Origin of the sequence: Aurantimonas aggregata (genome assembly GCF_010500835.1) — a bacterium.
Taxonomy (GTDB): Bacteria; Pseudomonadota; Alphaproteobacteria; order Rhizobiales; family Rhizobiaceae; genus Aurantimonas; species Aurantimonas aggregata.
Genome location: NZ_JAAAMJ010000009.1, coordinates 57,790 through 71,682, shown reverse-complemented (window position 1 = coordinate 71,682; position 13,893 = coordinate 57,790). Strand labels below are relative to the sequence as shown.

General features: G+C 67.3%; 13 protein-coding genes. 3 read left to right on the top strand and 10 right to left on the bottom strand.

The features are described 5' to 3' along the window. Positions 1–7 precede the first annotated feature (7 nt). The 3 genes from GTW51_RS12995 to GTW51_RS12985 all read right to left on the bottom strand — a co-directional run bounded on the left by GTW51_RS12995 (position 8) and on the right by GTW51_RS12985 (position 4,520). Positions 8–2,197, bottom strand: a complete 2,190-nt coding sequence (locus tag GTW51_RS12995) for a TonB-dependent siderophore receptor (protein WP_163044364.1) — start codon at positions 2,195–2,197, stop codon at positions 8–10. A 146-nt stretch (positions 2,198–2,343) separates the two neighbouring features. Further along, positions 2,344–4,059, bottom strand: a complete 1,716-nt coding sequence (locus tag GTW51_RS12990) for an ABC transporter transmembrane domain-containing protein (protein ID WP_163044363.1) — start codon at positions 4,057–4,059, stop codon at positions 2,344–2,346. 140 nt (positions 4,060–4,199) lie between these two features. Next, on the bottom strand, positions 4,200–4,520 hold the full coding sequence (locus GTW51_RS12985; RefSeq protein WP_163044362.1) for a c-type cytochrome: 321 nt from the start codon (positions 4,518–4,520) through the stop codon (positions 4,200–4,202). Positions 4,521–4,803: 283 nt separating this feature from the next. On the opposite strand from GTW51_RS12985, the gene GTW51_RS12980 reads away from it, so the two are divergent. Beyond that, positions 4,804–5,925 (top strand): siderophore-interacting protein, encoded by a 1,122-nt coding sequence (locus GTW51_RS12980; protein ID WP_163044361.1) that lies wholly within the window; start codon positions 4,804–4,806, stop codon positions 5,923–5,925. Positions 5,926–5,983: 58 nt separating this feature from the next. Here GTW51_RS12980 and GTW51_RS12975 read toward each other — a convergent pair whose 3' ends face one another. The 3 genes from GTW51_RS12975 to exbB are packed head-to-tail and all read right to left on the bottom strand — an operon-like array spanning position 5,984 to position 8,572. After that, the gene (locus tag GTW51_RS12975) at positions 5,984–6,985 is read right to left on the bottom strand and encodes an energy transducer TonB (RefSeq protein ID WP_163044360.1); all 1,002 of its coding nucleotides are present in this window, start codon (positions 6,983–6,985) and stop codon (positions 5,984–5,986) included. Positions 6,986–6,987: 2 nt separating this feature from the next. Next, complete coding sequence (gene exbD / locus GTW51_RS12970; RefSeq protein ID WP_163044359.1) at positions 6,988–7,428, bottom strand: TonB system transport protein ExbD; 441 nt, start codon at positions 7,426–7,428, stop codon at positions 6,988–6,990. A gap of 4 nt (positions 7,429–7,432) precedes the next feature. Beyond that, positions 7,433–8,572: a tonB-system energizer ExbB gene (gene exbB, locus GTW51_RS12965; RefSeq protein WP_163044358.1), complete on the bottom strand. Its 1,140-nt coding sequence runs from the start codon at positions 8,570–8,572 to the stop codon at positions 7,433–7,435. 389 nt (positions 8,573–8,961) lie between these two features. Here exbB and rirA point away from each other — a divergent pair, with 389 nt between their 5' ends. Together rirA and GTW51_RS12955 are read left to right on the top strand one after the other, a co-directional pair. After that, positions 8,962–9,426 carry an iron-responsive transcriptional regulator RirA gene (gene rirA, locus GTW51_RS12960; RefSeq protein ID WP_163044357.1) on the top strand — a complete coding sequence of 155 codons (465 nt, stop codon included), beginning with the start codon at positions 8,962–8,964 and terminating at the stop codon, positions 9,424–9,426. 113 nt (positions 9,427–9,539) lie between these two features. Beyond that, the gene (locus GTW51_RS12955; protein WP_163044356.1) at positions 9,540–10,022 is read left to right on the top strand and encodes a cupin domain-containing protein; all 483 of its coding nucleotides are present in this window, start codon (positions 9,540–9,542) and stop codon (positions 10,020–10,022) included. Positions 10,023–10,084: 62 nt separating this feature from the next. On the opposite strand, the gene GTW51_RS12950 is transcribed toward GTW51_RS12955, so the two are convergent. The 4 genes from GTW51_RS12950 to GTW51_RS12935 form a co-directional block, all read right to left on the bottom strand. Beyond that, positions 10,085–10,861, bottom strand: coding sequence for an ABC transporter ATP-binding protein (locus GTW51_RS12950; protein ID WP_163044355.1), 777 nt, complete (start codon positions 10,859–10,861; stop codon positions 10,085–10,087). After that, complete coding sequence (locus GTW51_RS12945; protein ID WP_163044354.1) at positions 10,858–11,613, bottom strand: ABC transporter ATP-binding protein; 756 nt, start codon at positions 11,611–11,613, stop codon at positions 10,858–10,860. Before GTW51_RS12945 ends, GTW51_RS12950 begins: the two co-directional genes overlap by 4 nt. Positions 11,614–11,623: 10 nt before the next feature. Then, the gene (locus tag GTW51_RS12940) at positions 11,624–12,697 is read right to left on the bottom strand and encodes a branched-chain amino acid ABC transporter permease (RefSeq protein WP_246233074.1); all 1,074 of its coding nucleotides are present in this window, start codon (positions 12,695–12,697) and stop codon (positions 11,624–11,626) included. Between the two features lie 144 nt (positions 12,698–12,841). Next, positions 12,842–13,855, bottom strand: coding sequence for a branched-chain amino acid ABC transporter permease (locus GTW51_RS12935; protein WP_163044353.1), 1,014 nt, complete (start codon positions 13,853–13,855; stop codon positions 12,842–12,844). Between the last annotated feature and the right edge of the window lie 38 nt (positions 13,856–13,893).

The following is a 13,893-nucleotide window of genomic DNA, read 5'->3' as shown; positions in this document are numbered from 1 at the left end:
TGCCGCCTCACCAGGTCATGTGCGCCTTGAGCAGCACGTCGCGGCCTTCGCCGTAGCCGCAGGACGCGCTGGTCTGGCAGCCCGCGACGTATTTCTTGTCGAAGACATTGTTGACGTTGAGCGAGACGCCCCAGTCGTCGCGGTCGTAGCGGAGTGCCGCGTCGAAGACGGTCGCGTCCGGCACCTTCAGCGTGTTCTCGTTGTCGGCGTAGCTGTCGCCGATGTAGCGGATGCCGCCGCCGAGGCCGAGGCCCTTCAGCGTGCCGTGCTGGACGGTGTAGTCGAGCCACGCCGAGGCCAGCACTTCCGGCACGAGATAGGGACGGTTGCCGACGATGTCGGGGTTGGCGTCCTTCTCGATCGTCAGGTCGTAGGCGGTGAAGGCGCCGGTGATGCGCCAGCTTTCGTCCAGATTGACCTTGGCTTCCAGCTCGACGCCGCGCGAATTGATCTCGCCGATGGTCTGCGGAATGTAGGCCGGCGCGATCGACTGCAGCGTGTTGCGGCGGGTCAGGTCGAAGAGCGAGGCGGTGAAGACGCCGTCGAGGAAGCTCGGCTCGTACTTCACGCCGATCTCGTACTGCTCGCCTTCCTCCGGCACGACGCCCTCGCCGTTGGCATCCGTGCCGATCTGCGGATTGAAGAAGCGCGACACGCTGACATAGGGCACGAGCCCGTTGGCGAACTCGTAGCCGAGGCCGGCGCGGCCGCTGAACGAGCCTTCCCGGCTGTCGTAGTCGGCGTCGAAGGTGCTGCGGTCGTCACGGTCGATCCAGACCTCGTCGTAGCGGCCGTTGAGCGTCAGGATGAAGCCGTCGCCGAACTTCGCCTGGTCCTGGATGTAGACGCCGACCTGATTGAGGTCGATCGTCTCGTCGAGATAGGGCGCGTAGAGAGCCGGCAAGTCGTTGGTGTAGTTCGGGTTGGTCGGGTTCAGCGGATCGGCGCCGCCGGATGCCTGCACCTGGTCGATACCGAAATACTTGTAGTCGATGCCGGTCATCAGCGCGTGTCCGATCGCGCCGGTGGCGAACTCGAACGTCGCGCGATTATCGGTGGTGAAGGTGTCGACCGTGGTGTCGTGAGAGAAGTTGATCCGGTTCAAGAGATAGTCGGGCCCGACTGGGTCCTCGAGACCGCCAAATCCGGTGGCCGGGTCGTAATAGCCGTAGAAATACGGGCCGTATTCCTCGCGCTCGGCGCGGCCGTAGCGGGTGTTGGACGTCAGCGTGATGCCGTCCGCCACTTCCGTGTCGAACTCGTAGCCGACGGTGACCTGCCTGTTCTCGAACTTGTCGAGATCGGGTTCCGAATAGAACAGGTCGCGGTCGATCCTGCCGAACGGTGCGTCTACGACGCTGCCGACATAGGGCAGGAAGCCGTTGACGTGGCGCTGGTCGTCATACTGGTAGGTCGCATAGAGGTTGAGCCGCGTGTCGGCGTCCGGCGACCAGGTCAGGTTCGGGGCGATGAAGCCGCGGAAATTGTCGGCATAGTCGGTGTCGGTCTCGCCGCCCTGCAGCTTGCCGAGGAGGCGATAGCTCCAGACGCCGTCCGCTGTCAGCCGGTCGCCGATATCGAAGGCGCCATAGCCGTTCGGATCGTCGTTGATGCCGCCCTCGATATAGCGGATGCGCTCGCCATTGGCGCGCTTGGAGATCGAGTTGACCAATCCGCCGGCATTCGAGCCGCCGTAGAGCACCGAGGCCGGGCCGCGCATCACCTCGATCCGCTCGAGCTGGAACGGGTCGATGATGAAGCCGCCGAATGCGTAGGAATAGAGGTTCAGAGAGTCGAGATAGACGCCGGTCTGCGTGGCGTTGAAGCCGCGGATGTAAAACCAGTCGGTATCGGTGTCGGATCCGTAGGGCTGGGTGAACACGCCGGGCGTGTAGCGCAGCGCCTCGTCGACCTTCTGGACGCCGCGATCGTCGAGTTCCTCGCGGCCGAGCACCGAGACCGACTGCGGCACCTCGATCAGCGGCGTGTCGGTCTTCGAGCCGGTGGTTGTGTCCCGGGCCACATAGCCGTCGACCGGACCCGTTCCGGTTCCGCCGCTGGCGCCGTCCGTTGCGCCGTCGGTTTCCACCACGATCGTGTCCAGCACGATCTGGCCGTTGGTCTGCGCCGATGCCTGCGACAGGGCCGCAAGACCGATGGCGGATACGGAAACGAGCAGGCGGGCGCGCAGATACATGGGCTTGATCCGGTTGGAGACTCTGTCAACGAGCCCTCGCACGAACAAAACTTGACTCCAAGTATCAAGTTTTACGCGGGTGCGTCCTTCGGCGCCTGTGTTGCGGCTGTGTCACAATTTGGCCGCATCCTGGCCCGGTCGCCGTCTCAGGCGACGAACTGCGCGTCGTGCAGGCGTCGATAGGCGCCCCGGCGCCCCAGCAGGTCGGCATGCGGCCCTTCCTCGACAACGCCCGACTGGTCGACCACGACGATCCGGTCGGCCTGGCGGATGGTCGAGAGGCGATGCGCGACGACGAGCGTCGTGCGGCCCACCGACAGTTCGGCGAGCGCAAGCTGGATCGCCTGTTCGGTCTCCATGTCGAGGGCCGAGGTCGCCTCATCGAGGATCAGGATCGGCGGGTTCTTCAGGAACATCCGGGCGATCGACAGGCGCTGCTTCTGCCCGCCCGAAAGCTTGACGCCGCGTTCGCCGATGATCGTGTCGAGCCCTTCCGGCAGGCGCGCGATCGTGTCTTCCAGATGCGCCCGGCGCACCGCCTGGCTAATGTCGGCGTCGGAGGCGTCGAGGCGGCCATAGGCGATGTTGTCGCGGATGCTGCCGCCGAACAGGAAGACGTCCTGCTGCACCACGCCGATATGGCGGCGCAGCGAGCGCAGCGTCATCTGCCTGATGTCGATCCCGTCGATGCTGATCGACCCGCCCTGAATCTCGTAGAAGCGGGGCAGCAGGGAGCAGAGCGTTGTCTTGCCGGCCCCCGAGGGGCCGACGAACGCGATCGTCTCGCCGGCGCGGATCGACAGGTTCAGCTCGGTCAGAACCGGCTTGCCCGGCTGGTAGCCGAAGGTCACCCGATCATAGCGGATGTCGCCCTGCAGCAGTTCGACGTCCACCGCGTCGGGGGCATCGCTGATGTCCGGCTCGGTATCCAGCAGCTCGGTATAGCGGCGGAACCCGGCGATGCCCTTGGGATAGGATTCGATCACCGCCGCGATCTTCTCGACCGGCCGGAAGAACACCCCGACGAGCAGCAGGAAGGCGACGAAGCCGCCATTGGTCAGGTTGCCGTTCAGGACGTAATAGGTTCCGGCGACCATCACGATCACCTGCATCAGTCGCAGCGACAGGTAGTTCAGCGACAGGGTCGCCGACATGATGCGGTAGGCGTCGAGCTTGCGGCTGCGGTAGAGGTCGTTGTTGCGGGAAAACAGCGTCCGCTCGTGATCCTCGTTGGCGAAAGCCTTGACCACGCGGATGCCGCCGACATTCTCCTCGATCCGAGCGTTGAACTCGCCGATGCTGCCATAGATCCCGTGCCAGGTCTTGGTCATCGCCCCGCCGTAGCGGGCGGTGAGATAGGTGCCGACGGGCACGATCGCGGCGGTGATCAGGGCGAGAGGGACGTTGATCGACAGCATCAGCAGGAAGGCGCCGACGAAGGTCATCAGGGCGATGAAAAGGTCTTCCGGGCCGTGATGGGCGACCTCGCCGATCTCCTCGAGATCCTTGGTCAGCCGCCCGACGATATGGCCGGTCTTGCGGTTGTCGAAGAAGCTGAAGGACAGCGTCTGGAGATGGTCGAACGCCTTGCGGCGCATGTCCGTCTCGATGTTGATCCCCAGCATGTGGCCCCAGTAGTTGACGATCGCCAGGAGCCCGGTGTTGAGGATGTAGATGGCCAGGAGCCCCGCCGAGGCGAGGAGGATCAGGTTCCAGTTGCCGCTCGGCAGCAGCCGGTCGATGAAGACGGCGACCGCCATCGGAAAGCCGAGCTCGAGCAGCCCGGCGAGGACGGCGCAGCCGAAATCGAGCGCGAAGAGGCCCTTGTACGGTCGATAATAGGCAAAGAAGCGGGCCAGCACGGCAATACTCACGAAGATGACGGAAAAAGCCGGGCGATCGGCAGCGGCGCGGCCGCGCTTGTCGATGCCCGGGGGCGGAAGGCAAGGTGGTTGGCGCCGGCATTTCGAAGCGGTCGTCGCATCCGGGCCGGGCGGCGCGCCTACTCCATGACGGCGGCGATATAGGCGATGACGTCGTCGATCTGGTCCTGCGACGCCTCGAAGACCGGCATGCCCGGATGGCCGGTGTCGATCGTGCCGATGAAGGTCTCCTCCAGCGCATCGATCGGGAACCGCTCCGACAGGGTGCGGAAGGGCGGTGCCTGCGGGTTCGGGCTGTCGCCGTCGAGGCCCACCTCGTGGCAGCCCGAGCAGTTCGCGACGACGAGGACCCGGCCGCGCTCCACCGGATCGGCTTCGATGGTCGCCTGCGCGTGGGCCGTGCCGGCGGTGAAGGCGAGGGCAAGCAGGACGATACGCATGACAACCTCGCAATGTCGTTTTCGAAGGGCGACGAAGATCAGCTAGCGCCGCAATCGGGCGCGCCGCAAGTCACCATGTGAAGCAGCACGGACGGATGACGCCGGAACCGGCGCCCGAACGGATCGCGGCAGCGCCACGGCACTGCGACCCGCCTCGCAAACTTGACTTCGCTTATCATGTTTCGCTACCGGTGCCATAGCATTCGGCCATCGAAAAGGGACAGGCGATGGATACTCCCCATGCCTTGCGGCGCACTGGCGCGGTCCCGGAACGGGCCACGCGATGGTAGCGCTTGCCGGCGCCGACAGCGAGGCCACTCAGGCCCGCTTCGTCGCATTCCTTTCGATGACCATGGACGAAGCGGCGAAGTTCGTCGACAGCGTCGCCGCGCAGTTGCCGGACGAGGTGTCCCGTCCGGTGGAGCCGGGGGCAGAGCTGCGCATGGCCTATTACGGCGGCGTGGCGCGCCTTGCCTATCGCGAGAGCCTGGTGACGGCGACGGCAACGGCCGACGATCTCGGCGCGCTGGCGAGCCTCAAGCATCTTGTCGCCTACAATATCCGCGCGTTTCTCGGCGATTCCGCCGACATCATCTGGCAGGGCGATGGCTGCGAGACCGGCGAGCTGCCGCAGTTCCGCGAGATGCGCGTGGTGTCGGCGGTCGATCTGACGCCGCGCATACGTCGTGTCCGGCTGACCGGGTCCGATCTCGCGCGCTTCGAGGCGGGCGGCCTGCATGTGCGGCTGCTGTTCCCGCCTGCGGGGCGGCTGCCGGTCTGGCCATGCGCCGACCGCTCCGGCATTCCGGCATGGCCGGAGGGCGAGGACCGGCTCACCGCCCGCACCTATACGATCCGCCGCATCGACGTCGCGGCGGCAACGGTCGACATCGACGTCGTCATGCACGAGGGCTCGTGCCCCGGCTCCGATTGGGCGCGGACGGCCGAGCCCGGCAGCATCGTCGGCATGATGGGACCGGGCGGCGGCGAACTAGTGCCGGCCGAGCGCTATCTGCTTGCCGGAGACGAGACGGCACTGCCGGCCATCGCCCGCATGCTCGAAAGCCTGCCGGCGCAGGCACGCGGCACGGCGATGATCGAGGTGCAGGACGAAGGCGAGATCCAGGCGCTCGCCCATCCTGCCGGCTTCGAGATCGTCTGGCTCGACCGGGGCGGCCGCGCCGCCGGGATGACGGACCTTCTGCGGGCCGCCGTCACCGCGCTCCACTGGCCGGCCGATCCGGGCTGCTTCGTCTATGTCGCGGGCGAGTTCGCCGCCTTCAAGGCAATCCGCGAGCATTGCCGCAAGACCTGGCGGCTGAAGCGCAGCGCCCATCTCGTCAGCGCCTACTGGCGCCGCGGCCGGCGGGACGACGATGCTGCCGGATCCGAAGATGCCGGCTGATCGCCGCTGGACGGGCCGCGCTTTTCTTGAGGCGAGGTCGGGGCGCCGGTAGCGTCCGCTAGCGGAACGCCACCGGCACGGTGAGCGACACCTGCCGGCCGCTCGGCGGCGCCGGGAAGGGGCTGGCGCGCTGCACCAGCGCGACCGCCGCCTGGTCGAGCGCGGCGACGCCGCTCGAACCCGCTATCCGCACCGAGACGACCCGGCCGTTGCCGTCCATCGCGAAGGCCACCCGCACGGTGCCGGAGCCGCTGCCACGCGGGGTCCGCTTGTTGCGGTTGAGCTTGGCCTGGACACGGCTCTGCCACGAGGCGAGGGCGGCGCGTGACACGTTTGCGCCCTGCGAGGCCTGTTGCTGGCGCTGCCCCTGCGACGCCGTGGACGGCGCCGGCGACCGGCGCTGCGGGGCAGCCGCCTCGCGCTTGCGGGGCGCGGGCTCTGCCTTCTTCTGGCGCGGGGTCTCCCGGGTCCGTTCCTGGCGCGCTGCCTCGCGGACGGGGCGCGGCGGGGTCGGGCGGGCCGTCGGCAACGGCACGTTGGCGACGGTGGCGGGCTCCGGCTCCGGTTCTTCCGGTACGGGCTCGACAATCTCCGGCTCGGGTGGCTCCGGCGTCTCGGTCACCTCGGGCTCCGGCTCGGGAATGGCCGCCTCCGGCTGCTCCGGTTCGGGCTCCGGCACTTCCGGCTCGGGCACGACCGGTTCCGGGATGACCGGCTCGGGCGGGGTCACCGGCTCCGGCGGCACCTCGGCCGGCGTCGGTTCTGTCGGGGGCTCGACCGGTTCCGGCGGCGCGGGTTCCTCGGACGGCGTGTCGACCGGCTCGGCCGCTGGTTCGGCGGCTTCGAGCGCTGCGACTTCCGGCGCGGCGGCCGGCGGGGCCAGCTCGATCAGCACCGCTGCCTGCGGCGTGCCTTGCGGCTCGGCCGGCGGGGCCTGGGTGACCAGCGCCCAGGCGCCGACGGCATGGACGGCGACCACGACGGTGGCGGCCAGCGTCCAGCGCGCGACCACGGCGCGACCGCCGCCGGTCTCGGCACTCGTGAGCGGTTCCCCGGCCATGGTCAGCGCGCGGGCGGCGGGGCCGCCGCCGTCTCTTCGACGCCAACCAGGCCGATGCGGACATAGCCGGCGCTGCGCAGCTTGTTCATCACATCCATCAGCGAGGCATAGGAGACCGCGCCGTCGGCACGCAGGAAGATCCGTTCCTCGCGATTGCCGCCGGTCCGCTCGTCCAGCGCCGCCGCCAGCGCCTCAGAGGTGATCGGCGCCTCGCCGAGAACGAGTGACAGGTCTTCCTGCACGGTCAGGTAGACCGGCTCGTCGGGTCGCTCCTGCGGCTCGGCATTGGAGGTCGGCAGGTCCACCGGCACGTCGACCGTCGAGAGCGGCGCCGCCACCATGAAGATGATCAGGAGGACGAGCACCACGTCGATGAACGGCGTGACGTTGATCTCCGAGACCTCGCCGACGCCGTCGTCTTCCTGTTCGAGCTTGAAGGCCATGGGACTACTCCGCGGCTTCGGCGAGGCGAGCGGCGCGGCGGGCGCCGGCGCGGTCCTGGTCGAGCTCGCGCGACAGGTGCTGCAGGACGACGGCCGAGCCGTCCGACAGGATGGCGCGGTAGCCGGCGATCGAGCGGGCGAAGACGTTGTAGATGATCACCGCGGGGATCGCCGCGACGAGGCCGATGGCGGTTGCCAGCAGCGCCTCGGCGATGCCGGGGGCCACAACGGCGAGATTGGTGGTGTTCGCCTCGCTGATGCCGATGAACGAGTTCATGATGCCCCAGACCGTGCCGAACAGGCCGACGAAGGGCGCCGTCGAGCCGATCGTCGCCAGGACGCCGGTGCCGCGATTGATGCTGCGGGCGCCGCGCGACTCGATGCGCGACAGCGCCACCTGGGCGCGCTCCTTGACGCCGTCGTCGGAAAGGCCGGCGGAGCGGGCACGTTCGGCTTCCGCCGACTTGGCGAGCAATCCCACCGGGCTGCGCCAGCGACGGGCCGAGCGCTCGTCGCCGATTGCACCCACCAGATCTGGCGCGCGCTCCAGGCGGCGGACGTCGGCGCTTGCGCGGCGCTTGGCGAAGGCGATCTCGATGCCCTTGGCGACGAAGATCGTCCAGGTGACGAGCGAGGCGAAGGCGAGGCCGATCATCACCGCCTTCACCACCCAGTCGGCGGCCAGGAACATGCCGAGCGGCGAGAGGTCGTGCGGCAGCGTCTCGCTGCGCGCCGGGGCCGCCAGTTCCGTGACGCCCGGCTGCGTCGCCCCAGCGGGCGCATCGGCGTCAACGGGGGAAACCGTTGGCTCGGCGGTGTCGGCCGGCACGGCATCGGGAGACGCGGCCTCAGCGGCCGGCGGCGCGGCGGTCTCGGGCGCCGGGGCCGTCGCGCCATCGCCTGTCGCCGCCGGAACGTCCGCCGGCGACGGTTCCGCGACGGAGGGCGCCGCGGTCGCAGCGGGATCGGACACCGCCGGCGCCGGGCTGGTCGCAGGCGCGTTCTCGGGCGCGGTTACGGCGGACGAGGCATCCGGAGCGGCCGGCGCGGTGTCCTGCGCAAGGGCCGGATGCGCGATCAAGGGGAGCAGGACGAGTGCGGCGATCAAGGCAGCACGCTGCCGGACGTTGCGGATCGTGGTCATGAGGCCGATCGTGATGGTCTGTTGCACAGGGAGCGGGCGGACCTGGAAAGAGTGGACGCCGGCACCGTTTCGGCGGAACCCTTATGTTAATATGATTATAGCAGTCAACTTAAAGCCTGTCGCGGATGGCGGTGGCTGGCGCAGGTTTCCACAATCGCGTCTGGCCGGCTGTTGGCATCGCCCGACGGACGGTCGCCGCGCCGACGACGATGGCGGCACCGGTTTCCGGGGTGACTCACGGCCGTGCCGCGGCCCCTGCACTTGCGGGCCCCGCAGGCGTATCGGCGGGCTTCGCGAGGCCCGCCCGCAGCCTGTCCTTCAAAAAGACTTGGAATTCTTCTAAAAAGGCTCCACATTCCGCTGGCTGGCGCGGAGAAGGACCTGACACCATGCGGCTGACACGCCAGACCAACTACGCCATCCGGATCCTGATGTACTGCGCCACCAATCGCGGTCGCCTCAGCCGGATCAAGGACATCGCCGCCGCCAACCAGGCGTCGGAACTGTTCATGTTCAAGATCCTGCAGCCTTTGGTCGAGGCGGGCATGATCGAGACCGTGCGCGGCCGCAATGGCGGCATCCGCCTGGGCCGGCCGGCTGCGGCGATCAGCCTGCGCCGCGTCGTCGAGCTGACGGAAGACAATTTCATCCTTGCGGAATGCTTCGAAAGCGGCTCCGTCGATTGCCCGCTGATCGACAATTGCCGGCTCAACTCCGCCTTGCGGAAAGCGCTGGAAGCCTTCCTGTCGGTGCTCGACGAGTACACGATCGGCGATCTCATCGGCGACAACTCCTTCATGCGCCGCCGCCTCGGCCTCGCCGATTTCGACGAGCCGATCGCCGCCGCGAGCTGAAGGCAGGGCCTCGGCCGATCCGTCCGGATCGACGACGCGCTGATGCGCACCATAACGGCTTTCTGACACGCCGGGCCGCATGGGCGATCCCGGTCGAGCGAGGGAGAGCCCCCATGAAGCCCATCGCCAACCTCGATGAGGTGACCTTCGACGATGTCGAGGAAAACGGCCGCTACACGTCGAGCCGCGCGCTGTTCAGCGACGCCATCGGCGCGCGCCAACTCGGCTACAATCTCACCGTCCTGCCGCCCGGCAAGGCGCAGTGCCCCTTCCATCCCCATCACGGCGAGGAGGAGATGTTCCTGATCCTCGAAGTGGAGGGCGAGCTGCGTTTCGGGGATCAGCGTTATCCCATCCGCCGGTACGACGTGATCGCCTGCCCCACCGGCGGTGCGGCCGTTGCCCACCAGATCGTCAACACCGGAACGACGACGATGCGTTATCTCGCCGTGTCGACGCGCGCCGAGATCGACGTCTGCGAGTATCCGGACTCCGGCAAGATCAGCGTGTCGACAAGCCGCCACGGCGAGCCCGGCCTGCACAAGATCTTCCGCGCCGAATCGGACGTCGACTATTACGACCGCGAACCCACCTGACGACAGGCGTCCGAAAGGACGTGACGGGAACCGCGTCCTTTCCGGGGGCATTTCGAAGCGGATCAGACGGCGAGGTATTGCAGGCGCATTTCCTTGTCGTCGATGATCTGCTGGGCGGTGCCGTCGAAGACGATCTCGCCCATTTCCAGGATGATCGCGCGGTCGGCCAGGTGCAGGGCGGCGATGGCGTTCTGCTCGACCAGGATCGTGGTGATGCCGAGCTGCTTGATCTCTTCGAGGATCCGCTCGATCTCCTGCACGATGACCGGGGCGAGGCCCTCGTAGGGCTCGTCCAGGAGCAGCAGCTTGACCTCGCGGGCGAGCGCCCGCGCGACCGCCAGCATCTGCTGCTCGCCGCCGGACATGGTGATGCCGTCCTGGTTGCGTCGCTCCGCCAGCCGCGGGAAATGCTCGTAGATCCGCTCGAGGCTCCAGCCGATCGGTGGTTCAATCTGGGCGAGCTTCAGGTTCTCCTCGACGGTCAGGCCGGCGATGATGCGCCGGTCCTCGGGCACCAGCTGGACGCCGAGCCGGGCGGCCTCGAAGCTCTGCATGGTGTGCAGCGGCTGGCCGTCGAGCCAGATCTCTCCGTGCTTGAGCAGCGGCGTTCCGGCCCGCGCGATGGTGCGCAGGGTCGAGGTCTTGCCGGCGCCGTTGCGGCCGAGAAGCGCGACGATCTCGCCCTCGTTGACCTCGAAGGAGACGCCCTGCACGATGTAGCTCTCGCCGTAATAGGCGTGCAGGTCGCGGGCCGCGAAGAAGGGCTGGCCGGCGGTCCGAACCGTCTCGGCAGGCGCGCTCCGGCCGTGCGGGCGGGTGGTGTCCAGCGTCTCGCTCATAGGTGGGCTCCCCCGAGATAGGCTTCCTGGACGCGCGGATCGGCCTTGATCGCCTCGGGCGTGCCTTCCGCGATGACCGTGCCCTGCGCCATCACGCTGACGGTCGAGGCCAGCGAGAACACGACGTGCATGTCGTGCTCGATGATCACCTTGGTGATGCCGCGCTTGGCGATCTTCTTCAGAAGATCGACGGTGTTGTTGGTGTCGGCCCGCGACATGCCGGCGGTCGGCTCGTCGAGCAGCAGCAGCTTCGGCCGCTGAACGAGGCACATGGCCAGTTCCAGCCGCCGCTTGTCGCCGCGCGACATGGAATCGACGCGCTGGTGGCGCTGGGCGGTCAGGTTGAGGTCCTCGAGGATTTCCTCGGCCTCCTCCAGCACGACGCGCCGGTCGTTGGCGCGGCCCCAGAGATTGATCCGGAACGCTCCGTCCTTGCGGGCGAAGGCCGGGATCATGACGTTTTCCATCACCGTCAGTTCGGCGAAGGTCTCCGGCGTCTGGAACACCCGGGCAATGCCGGCCTGGTTGATCTGGTGCGGCTTGTGCCCGAGCAGCGGCGCGCCGTCGAACTCGACGGTACCCTCGTCCGGCACGAGCCGGCCGACGAGCGTGTTGAGCAGGGTCGACTTGCCAGCGCCGTTCGGCCCGATGATCGCGTGGACCGTGCCTTCCTTGACCTTGAGATTGACGTTGTCGAGGGCCTTGAGGCCGCCGAAGCGCTTGCTGACGCCGTTGATGGTGAGAATGTCCATGTCGGCTTTCCTACTCGTGCTTCATGCGGGCATGGTCGGTCTCGTCCGCCGTCTTCGACTTGCGGAACAGGCCGGTGATGCGGCGCATGCCCTCCATGATGCCGCCCGGCAGGAAGATGACGATGACCATGAACAGGAGGCCGAGCGTCAGGTGCCAGCCCTCGCCGACGAAGGGACTGGTGATCTCGACCGCGACGGTCTGGGCCCAGTCCGGCAGGAAGTCGAAGGTCCGGTAGAGGAAGTTGTCGTTGAAGGAGGAGAAGATCTGCTCGAGATACTTCATCACCGCCGCACCGATCACCGGGCCGAGCAGCGTCCCGACGCCGCCGAGGATGGTCATCAGCACCACCTCGCCCGAAGCCGTCCACTGCATCCGGTCGGCACCGGCCAGCGGGTCGGTCACCGCCAGGAGACCGCCGGCCAGGCCGGCATACATGCCGGAGATGACGAAGGCGGTGAGCAGATAGGGCCGCGAGGCAAAACCGGTGTAGCCCATGCGGTTCTGGTTCGACTTGATGGCGAAGAGCATCAGGCCGAAGGTCGAGTTGCGGATCCGCAGCGCCAGGAAGAAGCCGAGGATCAACAGGATCGCGCAGAAATAGAAGCCCGGATAGCCCTGCAGCTCGATGCCGAAGAAGTTCGGCGACGGCAGGCTCGCGCCGGCCTCGCCGAGGGCCCGGTCGATCAGGCGCGGATCGGACCGCGAGATCTGCAGGCCTGTCTCGCCGTTGGTGATCGGCGTCAGCACCGAATAGGCGAGATTGTAGGACATCTGCGCGAAGGCGAGGGTCAGGATCGAGAAATAGATGCCGGACCGGCGCAGGCAGATATAGCCGATGGCCAGCGCGAAGATGCCGGCCACGATGATCGCGAAGGGAATCGCGAAGATCGCGTTCATCGACAGGAGCTTGAACATCCACACGGCGGCGTAGGACCCGGTGCCCAGGAACGCCGCGTGGCCGAAGGACAGGTATCCGGAGAAGCCGAACAGGATGTTGAAGCCGATCGCGAAGATCCCGAAGATCGCGAATTTCTGCAGGATGTCCGGGTAGCCGGCGCCGATCGGCGCGAGCCAGATCGGCATGGTCAGCACCGCCGCCGCGAACAGCGCGGTGAAGGTGAAGTCGCCGATCGTCGTCGTGAAGAAGGGCCGGCTGTCCCGGCTTTTGCGGGTCGTCTCGTGCGGCGTGTCGCCGAGTTCGTTCGAGGTGATGGCGCTGTTCATCGATCAGGCCTCCATGACGCCCTTGCGGCCCATCAGTCCCCGCGGGCGAACCAGCAGGACGACGACGGCGACAAGGTAGATGATGATCTGGTCGATGCCCGGCACGATGGCCTTGATTTCGGTCATCGAGGAGAAGGACTGCAGGATCCCGAGCAGGAAGCCGGCGACCACCGCGCCGCCCAGCGAGCCCATGCCGCCGACAACGACGACGACGAAGGACAGGACCAGGAAGTCCATGCCCAGATGGTAGCTGGGCGACAGGATCGGCGTGTACATGACGCCGGCGAGCCCCGCGACGACGGCCGCCAGGCCGAAGACGATCGAGAACTTGCGGCCGATATTGATGCCGAGCAGGCCGACCGTCTCGCGGTCAGCCATGCCGGCGCGCACCACCATGCCGAACGTCGTCAGCTGCAGGAAGGCGAAGACCGCGCCGATGACGGCGAGCGAGAACAGGAAGTAGATGATCCGCCACATCGGATAGCTGAGGCCGGAGACACCGAACCACTGGCCGATGTCGGCGCTGCCGGCGAAGGCCGGTGGTGCCGTCAACGGGATCGGGTTGGCGCCGAAATAATGCTTGACGAGCTCCTGCAGCACGATGGCGAGACCGAAGGTCACGAGGATCTGCTCGGCGTGGCTGCGCTTGTAGAAATAGCGGATCAGGCCCCGCTCCATCGCCAGCCCGACCAGCAGCATGAAGGGGATCGCCAGGAGCATCGACAGGGGCACCGACCAGTCGAGGATCGTGCGGCCGGTTTCGCCGAACCAGATCTCGAGATAGGGCACTTCCTTGTAGGCCTCGAAGAAGGTGACGCTCTCGTCGCGGACGCGTTCGGAGGTCGACAGCACCATCGAGAAGGTCACGGCGCAGAAGGCGCCGAGCATGAAGAGGGCGCCGTGGGCGAAATTGACCACGCCGAGCGTGCCGAAGATGAGGGTCAGGCCGAGGGCGATGAGCGCATAGGCCCCACCCTTGTCGAGGCCGTTGAGGATCTGGAGAATGATGGCGTCCATGTGCCCTTGGGTCGCTCCGTGGGTTGCCGCTTCATGGC